Annotated in this window: 15 protein-coding genes; 7 read left to right on the top strand and 8 right to left on the bottom strand. The window is 44.6% G+C overall.

What is annotated here, in order from left to right; translation table 11 throughout:
• Window positions 1-159 precede the first annotated feature (159 nt).
• A complete protein-coding gene (locus RT034_RS10665; protein WP_313016530.1) occupies window positions 160-1,551 on the bottom strand; it encodes a patatin-like phospholipase family protein in 1,392 nt (463 codons plus the stop codon).
• A 384-nt stretch (window positions 1,552-1,935) separates the two neighbouring features.
• Between RT034_RS10665 and RT034_RS10660 the strand changes: the two genes are divergently transcribed.
• The 3 genes from RT034_RS10660 to RT034_RS10650 all read left to right on the top strand — a co-directional run bounded on the left by RT034_RS10660 (window position 1,936) and on the right by RT034_RS10650 (window position 4,414).
• Window positions 1,936-2,256, top strand: coding sequence for a FeoA family protein (locus RT034_RS10660; protein ID WP_313016529.1), 321 nt, complete (start codon window positions 1,936-1,938; stop codon window positions 2,254-2,256).
• Between the two features lie 114 nt (window positions 2,257-2,370).
• On the top strand, window positions 2,371-4,260 hold the full coding sequence (feoB, locus tag RT034_RS10655) for a ferrous iron transport protein B (protein WP_313016527.1): 1,890 nt from the start codon (window positions 2,371-2,373) through the stop codon (window positions 4,258-4,260).
• A gap of 19 nt (window positions 4,261-4,279) precedes the next feature.
• A complete protein-coding gene (locus RT034_RS10650; RefSeq protein WP_313016525.1) occupies window positions 4,280-4,414 on the top strand; it encodes a FeoB-associated Cys-rich membrane protein in 135 nt (44 codons plus the stop codon).
• Window positions 4,415-4,539: 125 nt separating this feature from the next.
• Here the strand turns inward: RT034_RS10650 and RT034_RS10645 are convergent, their stop codons facing one another.
• A complete protein-coding gene (locus RT034_RS10645) occupies window positions 4,540-5,100 on the bottom strand; it encodes an NUDIX hydrolase (protein ID WP_101964225.1) in 561 nt (186 codons plus the stop codon).
• A gap of 348 nt (window positions 5,101-5,448) precedes the next feature.
• On the opposite strand from RT034_RS10645, the gene RT034_RS10640 reads away from it, so the two are divergent.
• A complete protein-coding gene (locus tag RT034_RS10640) occupies window positions 5,449-6,048 on the top strand; it encodes an NUDIX hydrolase (protein WP_239743319.1) in 600 nt (199 codons plus the stop codon).
• A gap of 19 nt (window positions 6,049-6,067) precedes the next feature.
• On the opposite strand, the gene RT034_RS10635 is transcribed toward RT034_RS10640, so the two are convergent.
• Complete coding sequence (locus tag RT034_RS10635) at window positions 6,068-7,882, bottom strand: D-alanyl-D-alanine carboxypeptidase/D-alanyl-D-alanine-endopeptidase (protein ID WP_313016522.1); 1,815 nt, start codon at window positions 7,880-7,882, stop codon at window positions 6,068-6,070.
• A 321-nt stretch (window positions 7,883-8,203) separates the two neighbouring features.
• Here RT034_RS10635 and RT034_RS10630 point away from each other — a divergent pair, with 321 nt between their 5' ends.
• Complete coding sequence (locus tag RT034_RS10630; protein ID WP_313016520.1) at window positions 8,204-8,962, top strand: hypothetical protein; 759 nt, start codon at window positions 8,204-8,206, stop codon at window positions 8,960-8,962.
• A gap of 75 nt (window positions 8,963-9,037) precedes the next feature.
• Here RT034_RS10630 and RT034_RS10625 read toward each other — a convergent pair whose 3' ends face one another.
• Together RT034_RS10625 and RT034_RS10620 are read right to left on the bottom strand one after the other, a co-directional pair.
• Window positions 9,038-9,685 carry a 3'-5' exonuclease gene (locus RT034_RS10625; RefSeq protein ID WP_313016517.1) on the bottom strand — a complete coding sequence of 216 codons (648 nt, stop codon included), beginning with the start codon at window positions 9,683-9,685 and terminating at the stop codon, window positions 9,038-9,040.
• Window positions 9,686-9,737: 52 nt separating this feature from the next.
• A complete protein-coding gene (locus tag RT034_RS10620) occupies window positions 9,738-11,630 on the bottom strand; it encodes a DUF294 nucleotidyltransferase-like domain-containing protein (protein ID WP_313016515.1) in 1,893 nt (630 codons plus the stop codon).
• 167 nt (window positions 11,631-11,797) lie between these two features.
• On the opposite strand from RT034_RS10620, the gene RT034_RS10615 reads away from it, so the two are divergent.
• Window positions 11,798-12,004: a hypothetical protein gene (locus RT034_RS10615; protein ID WP_313016514.1), complete on the top strand. Its 207-nt coding sequence runs from the start codon at window positions 11,798-11,800 to the stop codon at window positions 12,002-12,004.
• 152 nt (window positions 12,005-12,156) lie between these two features.
• Here RT034_RS10615 and rapA read toward each other — a convergent pair whose 3' ends face one another.
• From rapA to RT034_RS10600, 3 genes are all read right to left on the bottom strand, one after another.
• Window positions 12,157-15,006, bottom strand: a complete 2,850-nt coding sequence (gene rapA, locus RT034_RS10610; protein WP_313016512.1) for an RNA polymerase-associated protein RapA — start codon at window positions 15,004-15,006, stop codon at window positions 12,157-12,159.
• Between the two features lie 112 nt (window positions 15,007-15,118).
• Window positions 15,119-15,931: a DUF72 domain-containing protein gene (locus tag RT034_RS10605; protein ID WP_313016510.1), complete on the bottom strand. Its 813-nt coding sequence runs from the start codon at window positions 15,929-15,931 to the stop codon at window positions 15,119-15,121.
• Between the two features lie 42 nt (window positions 15,932-15,973).
• Window positions 15,974-16,417: a diacylglycerol kinase gene (locus tag RT034_RS10600; RefSeq protein ID WP_313016508.1), complete on the bottom strand. Its 444-nt coding sequence runs from the start codon at window positions 16,415-16,417 to the stop codon at window positions 15,974-15,976.
• Window positions 16,418-16,681: 264 nt separating this feature from the next.
• Here RT034_RS10600 and RT034_RS10595 point away from each other — a divergent pair, with 264 nt between their 5' ends.
• A complete protein-coding gene (locus tag RT034_RS10595; RefSeq protein WP_219299917.1) occupies window positions 16,682-17,467 on the top strand; it encodes a transglutaminase-like domain-containing protein in 786 nt (261 codons plus the stop codon).
• Window positions 17,468-17,662: the final 195 nt, after the last annotated feature.

The following is a 17,662-nucleotide window of genomic DNA, read 5'->3' as shown; positions in this document are numbered from 1 at the left end:
CAGATATCGCACAAAGCAGCGAGGCGATTGACCGATTGCTGAGCTTGGACTTATCAAATTTGGTGTAATTTTTCATAAAAAAAGTGATGGCTAGATACCATCACTTTTTTTGACTTTTTTTAAGCCTTCAGCTTGTAAAGATTCAACGTGGAACGACTTTTAGTCTTCAAGATTTTTTAGCAGGGTACTGACCTGTGCCAAGCGTTTGCGTTTTTGGTGGATATCATGGCTGACAAAGATATCATCTGTTTCAGGTAGCATAAACCAATCTGGATGGCGAAAGGTGTTCTCAATATCTTGTAAACCACTTTCCCAGTGTTCTTGCATGGTCGAGCCGCTAAACTCGTAGTCTTTATAGCCGCGCTCATAAGTCTTTTTGTGATAAATCAGATGAATCACGTTTTTGACACCGACTTCTGTCATTTCGCGGGCTTTATTAACGCACAATTCTTCAACTTTATCAACTTTAGCATCGTCATCGATGATTTCGAGTAACTCTTTGATAAGGCGCGTATAACGCAGCTTTTGCGCCATAAAGTCAGTGACCATGCGGGTTTTGCTAGAGTATTGAATGTCTTTGATGCGCTCGTCAATCTCCATCATATTCTCTGGCACCGTGCCCTTGGCATTCCACAAATCCACTTGGAAAATCAATTGCTTGAGGTGCTCTTCATGGCTTAAGATTTCATTGAGTGGCGTGTTGGACACCAATCCGCCATCCCAATAATACTCCCCATCAATCTCAACCGCTGGAAAACCTGGCGGCAGTGCGCCCGATGCGATGAAGTGATCGTAGCGCAGTTCTTCATTTTCATTGCTAAAAATGGCAAAGTTACCGTTACGCACATTGACCGCAGACACCGATACTTTCATCCGATTGACGTCGTTGACCAGTTTTAAGTCACAATAACGTTCAAGGGTTTCGCGCAGCTTATCGGTAGTATAATAGCTTAAGTGATTGGGGGTGGTGTCATACGGCACAAAATAACGCGGTTTAAAAAAGCCACGCTGTCCTTCAATCATGGTTTGCCAAGCCTCAGCGGTAGATTCCATCACCCGCAGCTGCTGTTTTAAAAAGCCATTTTCAAATATCCAAGGCATAAAATGGCTTACCATGTCAATCTTGCTGAGTTTATCTAGCTCATTGGCCGTTTGACGGTAGACATTCAGCCCTGCAGGGGTGTAGTTACGATGGGTGATGGTGTTCCAAAACCCTTGTAGCGCCGCTAAGCGGTTCTCTGGACGGTTACCTGCGATAATGGCGGTATTGAGCGCGCCGATTGAAATACCTGAGATACGGTCGATTTTGATGCCTTGTTTATGCAGCCCTTCATAAATCCCTGCTTGGTAGGCGCCGAGCGCACCGCCACCTTGAAGCAGCAATGACACGCTATCGTATTGTTTGACCAATTCTTTGAGCGGTGGCGTGCCTTGTGGGGTGGGTTGATTGGGGTTTGGGTTTGGTGGCTCTATCGTTTTGAGTTGTGATAAATTATCAGGTGATGGCTTGGATGGTTGCGCAGGTGTGGGGATGGTTTTTCTAGTTGACATAATAATCTCATCATCCGTAAGTATAGTGGTTTTTATCTAGTATAGAATATATATCACTCAAGTATTGTAGCAAGATTTTATAGCGACAAAATGATATATGCGTGACTTTTTTGATGATTTTGTCATTCATTAACCTTTGATTAAACATCAATATTGTTGCTTAAATATCTATGTTGTATCAAGATGAATACGCGCAATTTTTAAAAAAACTCAATACTATATTAAAAAAATTGAATCGCCGCTTGATTTTTTAAGACGTTAGCATAATAATAATTATCACTAAAAGATAATGTATCTCATTTATACTTTAGTTCGTATTTACTCGCTTTCATTGAGTGCTTTATTTTCTATTTTAAAGCTAAACCGTTCGCGAAAGGCAGCAAGATGACCGTATTGACATTTTCTAATGACATGGCACCCGTGCCAGAGTCAATCTCCCCAAAAGCAGCGGCTCAGCCTTTGTTAGACCTGCCAAAACATACCATCGCTTATGTGGAAGAAGTCATTGCCAATCCTGCATTTGGTTTGCAAGACAATTTAGTGAGCCGCCGCCTGCATGATTTGGGATTTTTGCCAAATACTGCGATTAAAATCGTGGCAAAAGGCTTGTTTGGGCGTCCCCCCTTTGCTATTCAATTAGCAGGTGGTGCGCAGTTTAGTTTACGCCGTGATGAGCTTGCTAAGATTAAGTGCCGTAGGGTGTAACGATTTTTTTCACTGTTTAATAGATGTTAGGTTGAGAGATGTCAGGCGTAGCAGATGAGCGGCTACGCTTTTTGTTTTTTTAGGGTATAGATAGTGTTGAGTTAGAGGGTTATTATGGCAATCACGTTGGCATTGGTCGGGGCACCAAACTGCGGTAAAACGGCTACCTTTAATGCATTGACGGGTGCAAAAGCAAAAATTGCCAACTACTCTGGCGTCACAGTGGACAAAAAATTTGCCACGTGGTTGGGCAATCCAGCGGTCACTATCTTAGATTTACCCGGTACTTATAGTTTGCGCACCACCAGTCCTGATGAGCAAGTCACCCGTGAGGTATTGCTTGGTCAACAGGCGGGTGAAAAACCGCTTGATGGCATTATCGCGGTCGCCGATGCGACGAATTTGCGTCTGAGTTTGCGGATGCTACTGGAGCTCAAACAACTGGGCTTCCCCATGATGGTCGCGCTCAATTTATCCGATGTCGCGGCTTCACGCGGTGTGGTGATTGATGAACATGCACTAGCGGAAGTCTTGGGTATGCCCGTGGTCAAAACCATCGCCATCAAACGTGACGGCACTGCCAAATTGCACCAACTACTCGGTGAGTTTGTGGCGCAGCAAGCCAACCAATCCGCTATCGCGCTGCGTAACGCGCAATATTTTACCCAAGTCGCTGACACTATTGATAAGTTAGATGCCACTGTCTTATACCAAGAAGCTGACACGATTATCGCCCATGCGGTACGCGAAAAAGGCGCCCTACCCAATTGGCATGAGCGTTTAGACAGTCTGTTATTGCACCCATTTTGGGGCATGGTGATTTTGCTGATTGTGCTGTTTGTGATGTTCCAAGCGGTGTATTCATGGGCTGCCCCGTTGATGGATGGCTTAGATAGCCTAGTCAATATGCTAGGGACTTGGATTACCGCTCAGCTAGGTTCTGGATTGTTACAGAGTCTATTGGTCGATGGCGTGCTTGCGGGTGTCGGCGGGGTGATTGTTTTTTTGCCGCAGATTACGATTCTGTTTTTATTTATTTTGGTGTTGGAAGATTCGGGTTATTTGCCACGCGCGGCTTTTTTGCTGGATAATTTATTGGCAAAAACAGGCTTGTCAGGTCGGGCGTTTATCCCGCTGCTTTCAAGTTTTGCCTGTGCCGTACCTTCGGTCATGGCGACTCGCACCATTCCCAATGCCCGCGAGCGCCTTGTCACCATGGCACTGGCACCGATGTTGACCTGTTCGGCACGCTTGCCGATTTATGCGTTAATTATCGCTGCCGTGATTCCCGATACCAAAGTATTGGGGCTGTTTAATCTGCAAGGTCTGACTTTGTTCGCGCTCTATCTTGCTGGTATTGTGTCGGCGGCTTTGGTCGCCTTGGGGCTTAAATGGATAGCTAAAGTACAAGGTCGCACGAGCTTGACGGCGCTGATGATGGAGTTACCGACTTATCGCTTGCCCAATGTGCGCCATATTGCGATTAGCCTTTGGGATAAAGTTAAAGCGTTCTTGACACGTGCAGGTACGATTATTTTTTCGTTGTCCGTATTGCTATGGGTATTGGTGACTTTCCCAAAACCACCTGCCAATGCCACAGGTCCTGCGATTGATTATAGTATTGCTGGTCATCTTGGGCATTGGATTCATCCGCTTTTCGCGCCGATTGGGTTTGATTGGCAAACCTGTATCGCCATGATTCCTGGTATTGCTGCCCGTGAAGTGGTGGTCGCTGCGATGGGTACTGTGTATGCAGTGAGTGGTGATGAAGCAGCGGTGAGTGAAGGCTTAATCCCGATTATCCGCAATCATTGGGGACTGCCAACGGCGTTTGCGTTTTTGGCGTGGTATATCTATGCACCCATGTGTATGGCAACGATTGCCACCATCAAACGAGAGAGCAATTCCAGCAAATATACGGCGATGATTGTGGCATTTTTATTTGTATTGGCCTATATCGCAGCTTTTATTACTTATCGTGTGACAGATATACTCGTTAATTAATTGATTGGAAGGAGTCACTATGAACGCGCAAATGCAAACTTTTATCGTGATGTTGATGGTATTGATAGCGTTGGTATATTTGGTAATCAAAGCCAAAAAGCGCTTAACTGCCAAAAATAATAGTTGCGGTGGCTGCGGTAAATGCGGTCATTGAGTGAAGATTACAACCTTGGTGTTTAGAACGTAGATATTTAGGGCGTAGATATTTAGGGCGTATGCGCTACGCCCGTCTTTTTAGCTAACAATTTACTATTTAAAATTTACCGTTCAAATGCACACTTAATCGCCCAAATGCACGTATTTGGCAATCACTTGCTGATGGATGGGGAAATTACCTAGCGTCGCCCCTGCTTTACGGTCAGCAAAATAATGTTGCAGGGTTTCAATGACATTTTGGAACGCCAAGTCTTCCCAAGGGATATCTTCTTCGGCAAACAACGCACATTCGAGGCTCTCGATGCCCACCCCAAATTTGCCATCTTTGAGCGAGCCGATAAATATCATATGAATCTGTCCGATATCGGGTATGTCGTATAGACAATATAGCTCTAATCCACTGCCGATGGCTTCGGCTTCTTCAAAGCACTCACGATTGCCGCCATCTTTCATGGTCTCGCCAAGCTCCATAAAGCCTGCAGGCAGCGTCCAATAACCATGCCGCGGTTCAATCGCGCGGCGACAGAGCAAAACTTTATCTTCATGGATGAGTAAACAGCCGTTGATGACTTTGGGGTTTTCGTAATGGATGTAGCCACAAGACGGGCATACAATGCGCGGCAGACTGTCCATCGGCGGGATTTTGGTTTCGGCTAGATGACCGCATTGCAGGCAGTAAGGCATGGTATTTTCCTATTATTTTTATGTTTTGTGAGGTGAAAGTCGTTTTAAGTATGGTAGCATTGATTGCAGGTTTTTACATGATAAAAATGATTTGAGCAGCCGATTATGAGAAAGTTTAGCTAAGTATCTAGCTTAAGTATTTAGCTGGGTATTAAGTTTGGGCTTATTAGCAAGTTGCAGCGCGCTGCATACCCAGCCTAGTATGCAAAAACCTGTCTCAGCTATGCCAGCTTTACCACTTGATAGTGATATCGACAATAGACAATTAGTTTTAGATAAATTCGGTCAACTCAAAGCGCCCTATAAACATTGCGAAATTGCCCATTAAATTTTGATGAATTAAAAAATATGTCCACAACTAGATTTCAAAGTCCCTTACTGACCCAACTGGCTGAGCGAATCGCAAAACTGCCATTCGACCCCACGCCGCAGCCGTATTCGGTACTCATCGCCATTACCAATGAAGCTGAGCCAAAAATTTTGTACTCGTTGCGCGCTTCGGATATGCGAGAACATGCCGGCGAAGTATCATTTGCAGGGGGCAGACGCGAAGACACGGACGATAGCAACCAAGCTACCGCGTTACGAGAAACGCATGAGGAAACCGGTATTCATCCCAGTCAAGTGACTGTGTTGGGCGAATTGCCACTACAATTTGCCAAAAGCGGCAGACCTGTCAAACCGATTGTGGGGGTGATACCACCCAGTGTTAACCTTGTGCCAGAGATGTGCGAAATTGCAAGGCTATTTTGGGCGGATTTAGCCACGCTTATTCGCCAGCCGACTATCGATTATGCGTATGATTTGGGGAGTCAAGTACTGGTATCACCAAGCTTTATCATTGATGGCGAGACCGTGTGGGGCTTGACCGGGCGCATCACCGCAAGCCTACTGGAAATGGGATTTGACCGCCAGATTGATTGGTATTTTAATGTTCACGATAAATAGCCAATCAACCACAAACCAATCACTGCAGCGCTGTCCACGCTAGCATTTCATCCAGCACGGCTTTGGCATTGCTATTATTTTTGACATTGTCGGCATTAATCATCCCAACCACTGCATACCATTTTCCTGATTTGCCTTGAACATAGCCTGCCATACTGGTGACATTATCAAGCGTGCCTGTTTTGATCCAAGCATGCCCAATGGCAGGGTTATTTGGCTGGCGCAGTTTGAGCGCTTTGATGGTACCCGACTCGCCTGCCACGCCCAACGAATCACGATATACGGTAAAATTGGGTGAATGATAAGCGAGAGTTAGCAGCGCTAACATACTATTGGGCGCCACGCGGCAATCACGGCATAAACCTGAGGCTCTAGTCATCACAGGCGGCTGTGCTTGGGGCAGCTTTTGTTGCCACCACTGGTGAATGTAGGCAAAAGTTTTTGGATAAGTGCTGATACGCTGCTTGTCGGCATACAGCGGTAGCGACAAGGCGATTTGTTCCGTCATCACATTGTTGGAGTGCTGATTGATGTCTTTGATTTGCTCGTGTAATGGATTGGAGGCGACATAGCCAACCAATTTTGGGGTCAATGGTTTGCCAAAGTATTTTAGGTATAAGCGAATATACCAAGGTAGCGCTTGCGGTATCGCCTTGGCTTGCTGCATATAAGCCACCGCAGGACTGGCAAATTCAACATTCCCTGTAAAGTTTGGCAAGATTTTTTGCCAGTCAGCGATAATTTGTTGTTTGACCAGTACATCCCCATCAGGAAACGTCAGATAGCGTTTTTGCTCACCACAGAAGGCGGACGCGGTTTGGTGAAAGCTCAATCCTGTGGACGTCAATGTTCCAATCCAATCATCTTGGTTGTTATTACAAGGCCTTTGACTGGCTTGCAGTGTTGTAGGCATAGTAAAGTTTGCCAGCGCAGGCTTTAGGATGACCTGATACGCCGCGACGTCTTTGGGATTAATCGAAGGTTTGCTTTGGATTTGCTCAAGATTTGCCGCTTCGTTATAAAGGTCAGATGTGTTCGAAGTAGTAGCACTGCTACCACTAGCGGATGCCTTAGCAGGTTTGATAGCTGCTATTGCGTTAGGTTTTGCTATTGGCACTAAATCCACTTCCACCGTACCAAAATTGGTTAACAAAGCATTGGGCTGGGCATTATAAGGGCGTAACCCTTTACCATCAAACGCATTAACATCAAAATCCACCCCTTCAAATTGGCGATTATCGATGATTAAATTGCCTTCTACCTGCTGAATACCCTGTGCTTTGATCATGGCAAGCAGCTGGTACAAGCGCTCGTTTTCCAGTTTTGGGTCGCCACTTGCTTGCACAATCACATCACCATAAAGCGTGCCTTTCCACACAAAACCATGCTGATACAATTTGGTTTGCCAAACAAAATCTTTGCCCAAACTATCGAGCGCCACATAAGTGGGAATCAGTTTTTGCGTAGATGCAGGGGTACGTGGCACATCAGCATTATAACTAAACAAAGGCGTTTGGGGCGCAGTCGACGCTGCATTTTGCGGATTGTCCGTTAACGGTTGTACCACCATGCTCATGCTATCGGTCGGAATATTGGCTTGGGCAAGTTTGGCTTGAATCGTTTCAGGTAGCTTGTTGACTGGATCGCGCTGCCCCATGACTGCATGGCTTTGCTTGGTCACTGAATCAGTGAGTATTGGCGGCTGGGCTTGTGTGGTATCTGACGTATGACCCACCAAGGACAGACAAGCCATCCCTAGCAATAAACCCGTTTTTAAAGACAATAATTGAGTAGCGCGGGTTTGCAGACCCACGAATTGGCGCGAATTTTTCATAACAACAGCAACAATGTGACGAATCTATACTAGACAAAAATAAGCTGCCACCTTATCGCTTTTTGCCATAAAAATCCACCTGATTTCATAGCAAATCGGCTAAAATTAAGGCATTTAGACAAACTGCCGTAGCCTTCTGTTGCAATTCTCTACATTTCAATTTTCAGATATTTGCTAAACTGTCGCCTAATTGCCACATTGCAGCCACTGCTATTGCCGACTCAAACTTCAGTTGAGGATTCTTACCCCATTGATTTGGGTGAAAAATTATTTAGATTAAAGCTATTTAGATTAAAAAATTATTTAGGTTAAAAAAACTCTATGTTAAACAAATCTATCGCCACCTCTGCCATGACTATAGGCGCTATGAGTCTTGTGCTAGCGTTATCTGCATGCTCAAAAAAAGATGACAAAGCCGCAACTACCACTGCTTCTGCAACGACGACCACCACCACGTCAACTTCTACAACTACTACCCCTGTGGCAGCATCCCAAGCCATCTCTAGCGCGCCTGCTAGTGCTACCGTTACCACCACCGCTTCGTCAACCACAACAACTGTCACCACGCCAGCGACTGCAGAAAAAACCGCCAACGTTAGCAGCGCGCCTACAGCTGCCGCCAATAATACTGCAGCTGCGACACCCAATCTTGCCCTAAAAGCGGATTTGACTCAGTTATTTAAAACCTTAAATGAACTTGACCGCACTACTCAAGCCAAACAAGCAGAAATGGCAAAAAAAATGCAAAACGCCAAAACGCCTGCTGACCAACAAGCTTTCTTTAAAGAAGTGGTGGCACAGTTAGATTTGCAAAAAGCCACGCTCAACAAACTAAAATTTAATGACCCCCGTGTCGCACAAACCCGCGATAAAATGGTTGAAAGTATTACCAATAGCCGTGCCGGTACGGCGGCTTTAATCAAAAAACCAACGGCAACCCCAGAGACCAATCCAGAAATTGCTAAGTCAATGGAAAAAGCGCAAAAATCCGCTGAAGAAGCCCGTACCATGTTGATGCAATTAACCCAAGAAGCAGGCATCAAGCCAAAAGGCGCAGACGCCGCGGCTAGCAAAAAATAAAGTCATTTTTAAATAAAAAACTCTCATGATGAGAGTTTTTTTATGTCGGTTAGCTTTTATGACTTCATAAGCCTGCTATGACTGCATCAAGTGAGTGAACAACATGGCAGTCATGATGGCATCATTGAGGGCATTATGGGCAGGTAATCGCGGGATTTGGTATTCCTGTAGTAGTTGATTGAGGTGTGGTAACTGCCCAACTTGGCTGGGGTCATGTCGATGCTGATTTTGTTGATACAAGCGACTGACATCGACAAGTTTATTAGCCAGTTCCACGCCCAAAAACGGCTTGGCAATGGCATTTAAAAACGCCATGTCCATGTCCACACAGAACCCAATTATCGGACGGTTTTTAAGCATTGGCAATAAATGGGTGAGCATCTCGTCATACGATAAGCCATTGTCGACATCTATCGGTCTTAATCCGTGAATCACAATGGTGTCATGGGTGGGCATCACAGGCGGACGGCATACCAAGGACAGCGCGCTATCGGTATCAATCACAAACCCGTCACTATCTCTGCGTACCTGTACTGCACCGACACTTAAAATATAATCTTGTTTAGCATTAAGCCCGGTCATTTCTAGGTCTAGGCTCACCCAATCATTGGGGACTTTAGATAGCGGGGTATCAAACAGATAAGCGTACTCAGGCTTGCTGAGCCGCTGTTTTTGTCGCTCAAGTTTTTGACCGTCGAACAGATTTTTGATGCGATGAAACATGGCTTTTCTCTATTCAATTAACACTATCTATTTAGTTAAAAAATATCTTCAATTAAAAAATATCTAGGCGATAATGATGGGTAATAAAGGTTTTAAAATCTTTGACCATCGCCAAACATTCTTTTAACAAATCTTTTTCCAGTGCTGATAAGTGATTGGGATTTACCGCTCGCGCTGTTCTATCCTGTGTGGTCAATGCCACATCCAATCGTTTTGCCATAAAAAAATCCAGTGCTTCTGCCAGATTTTGTGCCATGGTGTCACTTAGTACGTGTTGCTGTGCTAGCTGCTGCAGTCGGCTTCTGGTATTGGTGTCAGTGATATGATATTCCAATGACAAGGCTCGCACGCCATGGACAATCGGGAATATCCCTGCTTTTTTTAAGTCAATATCGGTTTCACTGGCACCGACAAATTTTTGCCACCAACCACTGCTATCACCAAATTGTAGAATCGGTTTGGCAAAACGGTTGATAAAGTTGCTAGTCGCCACATTTTTTGCGCTGACTTGCCAATGTTTTTGCAGCTGCTCAAAGAGCTTAATATCGCCGCAAACAAAATGCGCATCGATTAAGGTCGCAATCCACATCATATCTTCACTACTGCCACTCACGTACCATGCGGTAATTTGTTTTTCAAAGGCGGTTGAAGTTTTTCGCCAACGCTCGTTGCTAAGCATAATCTTGCCATCACAATAAGGATAACCCATGTTCGCCAATGCCTCATTGAACTGCGCGGCATAGCTGGGCAGATTGTCATCTTTAAAACCATTGCGGATAATCAGCGCATTGTCTTGGTCAGTACGCAAGATTTGTTCACCACGCCCTTCTGAGCCCATCACAAACAGACAGGTATTGTAGAAGGTGATAGCAGGCACAATTAGCTGCCATACCTTGGCAAACACTTGCAAATTCAAGCTTTGTACCATTCGGCTGATAACATGGATTTTGATGCCGCTGGCGTGCTGCTCACGGATAAATTTACCAATCAATTCCACCGCTACCGCAACATCCTCTAGGCTCTGCGCTTGCTCAATACGAGCGACGATAAGATTGGAATGGTGGGTTAAAAAGCTCAGTAATTCGGTTTGCCCCAAAATCCCAATGATTTGACCTTGACTGTCAATAATGGGTAAACGATGGGTACGAGTTTGTAGCATGGTCAGCAAGGCTTCACTCACATCTTGCGATTGATGCACCGTGTGGATTTTAAAATTGGTAAAGTCCAGCACAGGCGTAGTGGCAAAATCAACTTTTTGTCCAATCGCTCGGCACACATCGGTTTGGGTAAAAATACCGATGCGCTCGACATACGCTGCGATGGTGGATTTTTCGACGCCTTGTGCGATGAGTTTGTCACGCTCCGTTTCGGTCATTCGCGCTTGTGACTTAACCAAAATATGCTTGATGTCAAATTGGTTCATCGCCATCGTGGCATCGTATAACGTTGCCGTATCATCGACAAAATGCGGCGGTTTGATATGCTGTCCCAAATTGGCAATCGGTTGATATAGCAGTTTTTGACTTTCACTTTGGGCAAGGCGAGCTTGGTGATGGTTTAGACGGGCAGCGACATCGGCAAACAAGGCGTTTTTTAAGGTGGGATTTTGCTCGGTGATTGCACTTAGCACTTGCCCATCGATACGGTACATCAGACTTTGCTGCTGGGTGATAAAGTTGAACACGCCGTTTTGCCTGACCTTGGTATCAAACCAATCGCCTGCATTTAAGGTAGAAATCAACGTATCGCCTTGTAATTGATGAACAACGCCTTTAAGGATAATAAAAAAATCCCCTTGCCATGCAGTGGGTATAGGCTGTAAGTTGTCCAAATAGACGATTTTACTGTGCTGCTGCAGATGAGTTCGCTGCTGAGCGCTTAGTGTATCAAACGGGGGCTGGTGTAGATGTTGTATGTCCAAAGTCTGTAGCATTGAGCCACTCATCTCACCATCCTTGTATTGCGGCTAAAAATAAATCTCATGTCCTATGAGTCTTGTTAGATTATAATCAAAGTTGTCTGAGGCAACAATCTTGTTTCAACAAATATCGATGGGGCGTAGTGTGTAATTTAACCCCGTCAAACATATCAGTATGGGTAAAGGGTAAACAGATGAATTATTTTGGTTTTCTTTGTTTAGGTCTAGGGATTTTGACATTGGTCGCGGGTATGCTATGTTTTTTATTATCTAAAGTCAGTAAGGAGCCGCCTGTTAGGTATAAAACCCAACGCATTGCGATGGTGCTGTTGCCACTGGCGATTGTACTCACTAGTATCGGACTCAAATTTAGTATGAGTGTGGTGAATCCTGAGGTATAAATAACTGGCTTTGCTAACTAAGCCTGATAAATAGACCTGGCAACTAGACCTGGCAACTGGTCTTAACTAAAAAATGGAAAATGCAAACATATAACAAAGGTCAGCCCAATATAAGCTGACCTTTAACCTAAATTAACCTAAATTCAAAACAATTAAGCGGGCTTAACCGCAACTAGCACACGGATACTATCAGGAATTAAGGATAAATGACCTAGGGCATGTAAGCCCTGTTCTTGCAAACGCTTTAATTGATTGATTTCTGCGTCTCGTACATTCGGATTGATGGATTGCAAATATTGCAGGCGCTCCACTTCACGCTCATAGCGCTGATTAAATACCTCTTTAGCTTGCTCACTTATCGCGGGTAATTGCTGGTTTGCCAATGCTACTGCCTGCTCATAGCGCACTTCGATGATGTCTTTACGCGCTTTGATGACTTGACGCGCTCGGGTTTTATCCAAGCGATGAATATGCGACACAATCATATCAGGCGCAATTTTATCGCTAAAATCAGTCCCTTGCTGGGTTAAAAACACCCGAATGAGCGGCTTTGGCAAAAATGCGGGTAAATTAAGTAGCTTTGGTGCAATCGCTTCAACACGAAAATTAACTTCGACCAATACCAATCCTTCGGGCATGGCATTACTTTGTAAGGTTGCAACCGTGGTATTACCAAACGTGCCTGCGTTGACCGTTTCAAAGATACTTTGCATCAAAGGATGCTCATAAGTCATAAATTCCATGTCTTCGCGTAGTAACGCTTGGTCACGCTCAAAGGTCAAGGTCATACCATCTTCAGGCACGGCCAGTCCTTGTACTTGTACTTCATCACTCGGATGCAGCATCAATGAGCCATCACGCTGTCCACTATATTCCATATTGATGGACGACATAAAGCGTTCAAACAAACGTGGCAACATGTGGGTATCATCAAAATCACGCATGGTGTAAGCGATTTTACTGGCGACACGCGGGCGACAAGAATTGTATTCAAGTAGTCTGTCACGTCCTGCTTGCATGGCTGCTTCTAGTGCGAGGCGCTGGGCATTGCCTTCTTCAATCAACTGATCTAAAGTAATTTCTTGACCATCATCTTCGACTTTTTGCCCTTCAAGCAGCGGTTTTAAATCCACAATAAACTGCTCTTGAACGGTTTGTGCCGTGGGTGAGATTTGGTTAAAAATATTTAGCGCTTCGTTATACCATCGGTACATACGTTCAGTTGCCGTGCCTTCGACAAAAGGCACATGAATGGTAATCTCGTTTTGCTGACCAATCCGATCGAGGCGACCAATCCGCTGCTCTAATGTGTCAGGATTGGCGGGCAAATCAAACAACACCAAATCGCTGGCAAATTGAAAATTACGCCCCTCAGAGCCAATTTCAGAAGCCAACAATACTTGCGCGCCTTCAATATCAGCAAAATACGCAGCCGCTTGGTCACGCTCCAGTAGGGTCATTTGCTCAGTAAAAATCGCGGTTTTAATGCCCGCATGCAATCGCAATACTGCCTCTAAACTCTCAACCGTTGCCCCACTGCGCGCAATCAATAGCACCTTTTGATGTTTTAAGCTGTTTTTAAGCAAATCAACCAGCCAAGGCACCCGCGGGTCTTGTTCTAGCCAACTGCCATCGGGCTGTAACTCTTCTGGCCATAATTGTTCGCGCAATTTACCTTGGGTGTGATAACTGTCTTGCCAACTTATCGGCAGAGGCAGCGGGTACGCCATTGAGCGCCGACCTTTGAAGCCTGAAATAAGCTCAGACACGCTCTCACGGGTGTTACGAAATAGCACACGACCAGTACCATGACGATCTAGCAACTCATTGATGGCGCGCGCACGACCTTGCTCGTCATCACTGATGTCGTGACCTAACAACTGCGCTAATGCTGATTTTTGGTTATCTGATAGCGATTGGTCACTCAATAACACCTCAGCAATTGCGGCGGTCTGCGCAAAATTTTCTTCTGCATCGATAAAGTCGTCTAAATCATTAAAACGATTGGGATCTAACAATCGTAACCGCGCAAAATGGCTTTCTAAACCTAACTGCTCAGGGGTTGCTGTGAGTAACAAAACACCTGCGGTTTGTTCGGCCAAATCTTCAACCAAATCATATTTGTCATTGCCGCCTTGCTCACTGTCCCAATGCAGATGGTGCGCTTCATCCACAACCAACAAATCAAAACCCGCTTCCAAGGCTTTTTCATGCAAATCTTCATGGTCAAGTAGCAAATCGATACTGGCAATAATCAACTGCTCAGTGGTAAAAGGATTTTGTTCAGGGTCATGCTCTGCAATCGCTGCGGTTCTGACCAAATCAAAAATCGCAAACTCAAGATTAAAACGGCGACGCATTTCAATCATCCATTGGTACTGCAAACTATCAGGTACCAAAATCAAAACACGCTCAGATTTGCCGGTGATGAGTTGCTGATGAATAATGAGACCCGCTTCAATCGTTTTGCCAAGCCCTACTTCATCAGCAAGCAGCACGCGCGGTGCGATACGTTTACCGACTTCATGGGCGATATACAGCTGGTGCTCAATGATATCGACACGCGCACCCATCAAGCCTCTTAATGGATGAGACGCCAAATAGGCTTGGGTACGCAGTAGCTCTTGGCGCAGTTCGTACCAATCATTTTGGTGGATACGACTAGCGAGCAAGCGCTCAAGGGGTTTTGCCAAATTAATGTTAGCCGCAAGGCGCGTTTCCATAATCGCACGGTCATGACCTTCAACCAAGTATTTATAGACGCCATTGGTCTCTTCAAAATCGCTGACCACATACGATGCGCCATCTTGGTCGTGTATGGTATCCCCTGCTTTGAAGGTTACACGCGACAAAGGCGCCGATGTCTTGGCATACACACGCGTTTCTTCACTTTGCGGGAACAAAATATGCACGCAGCGTTCATCAACGAGCACGACGACGCCCAGCCCCAATTCATTCTCTGTATCCGACAGATAACGTTGTCCAATCGCAAAATCAGTCATACCGCTCAACCATGCTTCCAAATTAGAAATTTAAATGATGAAAAGTAAAACTGTTTATGATAGCAAAAATTACATTTTCAAGTGAATGATTTTGTTGATAGCGGCTGTTTACTTATTCATCATTCGCTACCAACGGACTGACGACTGGCATACCTTCGGTCATGAGCGCTTGTGTGAGCATCTCAATATTATACACCGCGTGACCTTTTACCGTATTTTCAAAGTAAATATACAAAGTATCAAAATTGGCTTGTTGATTGGCAATCGTCTTTGCCCAAGCCTGCATTTCTGCATCACTGTATCGATAATCATGCCGCTCAGCCGCCGAATGGGCATCCCACCAGTCTAAGTTTTGCCCATGCATGCGTAAATAACCGATGCGACTAGTAAACAACAGCCGACTGGGCGGTAGACCATGAATATTTGGATAGTCCACACTACACCAAATCAAATTTTGCTGCTGAAAACTGGCGTAAACTTGCGGGATATGCCAGCTTTGGTGGCGAAATTCTATCGCCAATTGTAACCCATCAAACCAACTGGTTAAGATTGCCAAATACTGACGATGTGCCACCGTTCTATCAAAACCATGCGGAAATTGAATCAATAACGCAGCCAAGCAATCTGCCGCTAAAATAGGTTCAATTGCCTGCAAAAAAGCTTGCGCGGTCTCTGCAGTGGCGGTTAATCGGTGGGTAAAATCTTGGTGAATCTTAATCGAAAATTTTAGCTTTCCGTTGGATTTTTTGAGCATACCTTCATACGCTTTTCGACCTAAAGGCGCATAGAAGCTACTATTGATTTCAACAGTGGCATAATGACGACTATACTCGGTTAAAAATTCGGTTTTTTTGGTGTCAGCAGGATAGAGAATTCCCAAAAAATCCGTATCACTGTATCCACCGGTTCCGATATAGATGCTCATAGAAAATTGGTCTACTCAATTGCAAACTTAGCCCATCATTGATTAATAGAAATTAATAAAAGTCGTATATAACGCCATCATCCATAACAAAAACAGCATCGTCAAGGCTAATAGTTGCGCGGCAGAACCTACATCTTTACCAATTTTTGCCAACGGATGATGTTCTGTCGATGTATGGTCAATTGACGCTTCAATACCGGTATTAAACAACTCAACGATGAGAGAAAAAAACGATGAAAATACCAGTATCATTTTAATCGGCATCATAAAAGGTAAAAAAATCAGCGCAATTAATAAAATGCTATTGAGCCATGCAACCTGTCGAAAAGCCGCTTCATTTTGATACGCCGCAACCAAACCATCTTTTGAGTAACCTGCGGCATTGATGATACGTTTGAGCCCTGTTTTTCCCTTGGTCTGCGCGGCATATCCTTCTAAATGGCTAGCAAATTTATCAGAGCGCTGATTTGAACTAGGTGATGTCATGATGCTAATGGGTTTTAAAAAATTTCCTCATTCTACCATAGATTAATCCTAGAATTTTCACAATATCTACTGCCGCGAGCATTGGTAGCCCTTGATAAACAAGCTTTAAATTATGAGAATTTAAATGCAAATAAAATCTATAAATATTGATTGCCATTTTAATGATAATGGCATAAATTCTAAGCTTTCTGCTAGTTTTTTTGCAGCAATCACTCCACCTTGCAATTTTTAGTTAGTGTTGTCACCTTATTTGATGAAAAATCTATGATGAAATTACGCGCCACTTGCCAACTCGATTATCACTTTTCCCAGCCTACCCCTGCGGTGTTTCTGCTAAGACCGCAATCAGGGTTAGCACAGCAGATCACTCAAGAAGAATGGCAAGTCACGCCACCCCTAGCAGTTACAAGCTATAACGACAATTTTGGTAACTTATGTGACAGGGTTTTATTTCCGATGGGGGATTACCAAGTTAGCTTAACAGTTGAGCTATGCACCAGCGAATGGATAGACGTCGCACCCGGTATGCCAAAAACACCGATTGAGCAGCTGCCTTCAGATACAATGGTATATTTGCTGCCCAGTCGCTATTGTCTGCCAGAATTTCTACTTCAAGAAGCCCAAATGATAACCCAAGATGTTGCCGACGGTTATGACAAAGCAGCGGCAATTTGCACCTATATTCACCAAAACTTTACTTACCAATATGGGAGTAGTACAGCAGAGACCACAGCACTAGACACTTGGCAACATAAAAAAGGCGTCTGTCGTGATTTTGCCCATTTGGGTATTAGCTTGTCACGGGCCTTAGATATGCCTGCTCGGATGGTAGTTGGCTACTTATATCAACTGGACCCTATGGATTTACATGCGTGGTATGAGGTTTTTATTGGCGATCGATGGTACACATTTGACGCCACGCAATCTGCACCAAAAGGCGGTCGTGCGATCCTAGGTTATGGAAGGGATGCTGCGGATGTTGCTTTTGCGACTTTTTTCGCGCCATTTGAATTAAAAGATATGAAAGTTAACGTAGAAAAAATCGACTGATTTTAGTAGAGATGTTCAAAGTGGAAGCCTCTATTAGAAGGCTTTCATCCCAATTTTTTAATTAGCAATATTCATAACTTAGATTGTTGCAAACCCACGAAGCAAAAAAACACCCCCTTTAAACGAATAAAGGGGGTGATTTTGGAATAGGGAGCTGACGATGACCTACTCTCACATGGGCGAACCACACTACCA

It is taken from the genome of Moraxella sp. CTOTU48841, from assembly GCF_032061225.1.
GTDB lineage: Bacteria > Pseudomonadota > Gammaproteobacteria > Pseudomonadales > Moraxellaceae > Faucicola > Faucicola cinerea.
The sequence above is the reverse complement of the archived record's forward strand: the minus strand, read 5'-3'. Positions and strand labels throughout refer to the sequence as shown.

What these genes read in the sequence shown, in the direction of transcription:
- RT034_RS10665 (WP_313016530.1), bottom strand. Translation starts at nt 1,551, where the DNA reads ATGTCAACTAGAAAAACCATCCCCACACCTGCGCAACCATCCAAGCCA.
- RT034_RS10660 (WP_313016529.1), top strand. Translation starts at nt 1,936, where the DNA reads ATGACCGTATTGACATTTTCTAATGACATGGCACCCGTGCCAGAGTCA.
- feoB (WP_313016527.1), top strand. Translation starts at nt 2,371, where the DNA reads ATGGCAATCACGTTGGCATTGGTCGGGGCACCAAACTGCGGTAAAACG.
- RT034_RS10650 (WP_313016525.1), top strand. Translation starts at nt 4,280, where the DNA reads ATGAACGCGCAAATGCAAACTTTTATCGTGATGTTGATGGTATTGATA.
- RT034_RS10645 (WP_101964225.1), bottom strand. Translation starts at nt 5,100, where the DNA reads ATGCCTTACTGCCTGCAATGCGGTCATCTAGCCGAAACCAAAATCCCG.
- RT034_RS10640 (WP_239743319.1), top strand. Translation starts at nt 5,449, where the DNA reads ATGTCCACAACTAGATTTCAAAGTCCCTTACTGACCCAACTGGCTGAG.
- RT034_RS10635 (WP_313016522.1), bottom strand. Translation starts at nt 7,882, where the DNA reads ATGAAAAATTCGCGCCAATTCGTGGGTCTGCAAACCCGCGCTACTCAA.
- RT034_RS10630 (WP_313016520.1), top strand. Translation starts at nt 8,204, where the DNA reads ATGTTAAACAAATCTATCGCCACCTCTGCCATGACTATAGGCGCTATG.
- RT034_RS10625 (WP_313016517.1), bottom strand. Translation starts at nt 9,685, where the DNA reads ATGTTTCATCGCATCAAAAATCTGTTCGACGGTCAAAAACTTGAGCGA.
- RT034_RS10620 (WP_313016515.1), bottom strand. Translation starts at nt 11,630, where the DNA reads ATGAGTGGCTCAATGCTACAGACTTTGGACATACAACATCTACACCAG.
- RT034_RS10615 (WP_313016514.1), top strand. Translation starts at nt 11,798, where the DNA reads ATGAATTATTTTGGTTTTCTTTGTTTAGGTCTAGGGATTTTGACATTG.
- rapA (WP_313016512.1), bottom strand. Translation starts at nt 15,006, where the DNA reads ATGACTGATTTTGCGATTGGACAACGTTATCTGTCGGATACAGAGAAT.
- RT034_RS10605 (WP_313016510.1), bottom strand. Translation starts at nt 15,931, where the DNA reads ATGAGCATCTATATCGGAACCGGTGGATACAGTGATACGGATTTTTTG.
- RT034_RS10600 (WP_313016508.1), bottom strand. Translation starts at nt 16,417, where the DNA reads ATGACATCACCTAGTTCAAATCAGCGCTCTGATAAATTTGCTAGCCAT.
- RT034_RS10595 (WP_219299917.1), top strand. Translation starts at nt 16,682, where the DNA reads ATGATGAAATTACGCGCCACTTGCCAACTCGATTATCACTTTTCCCAG.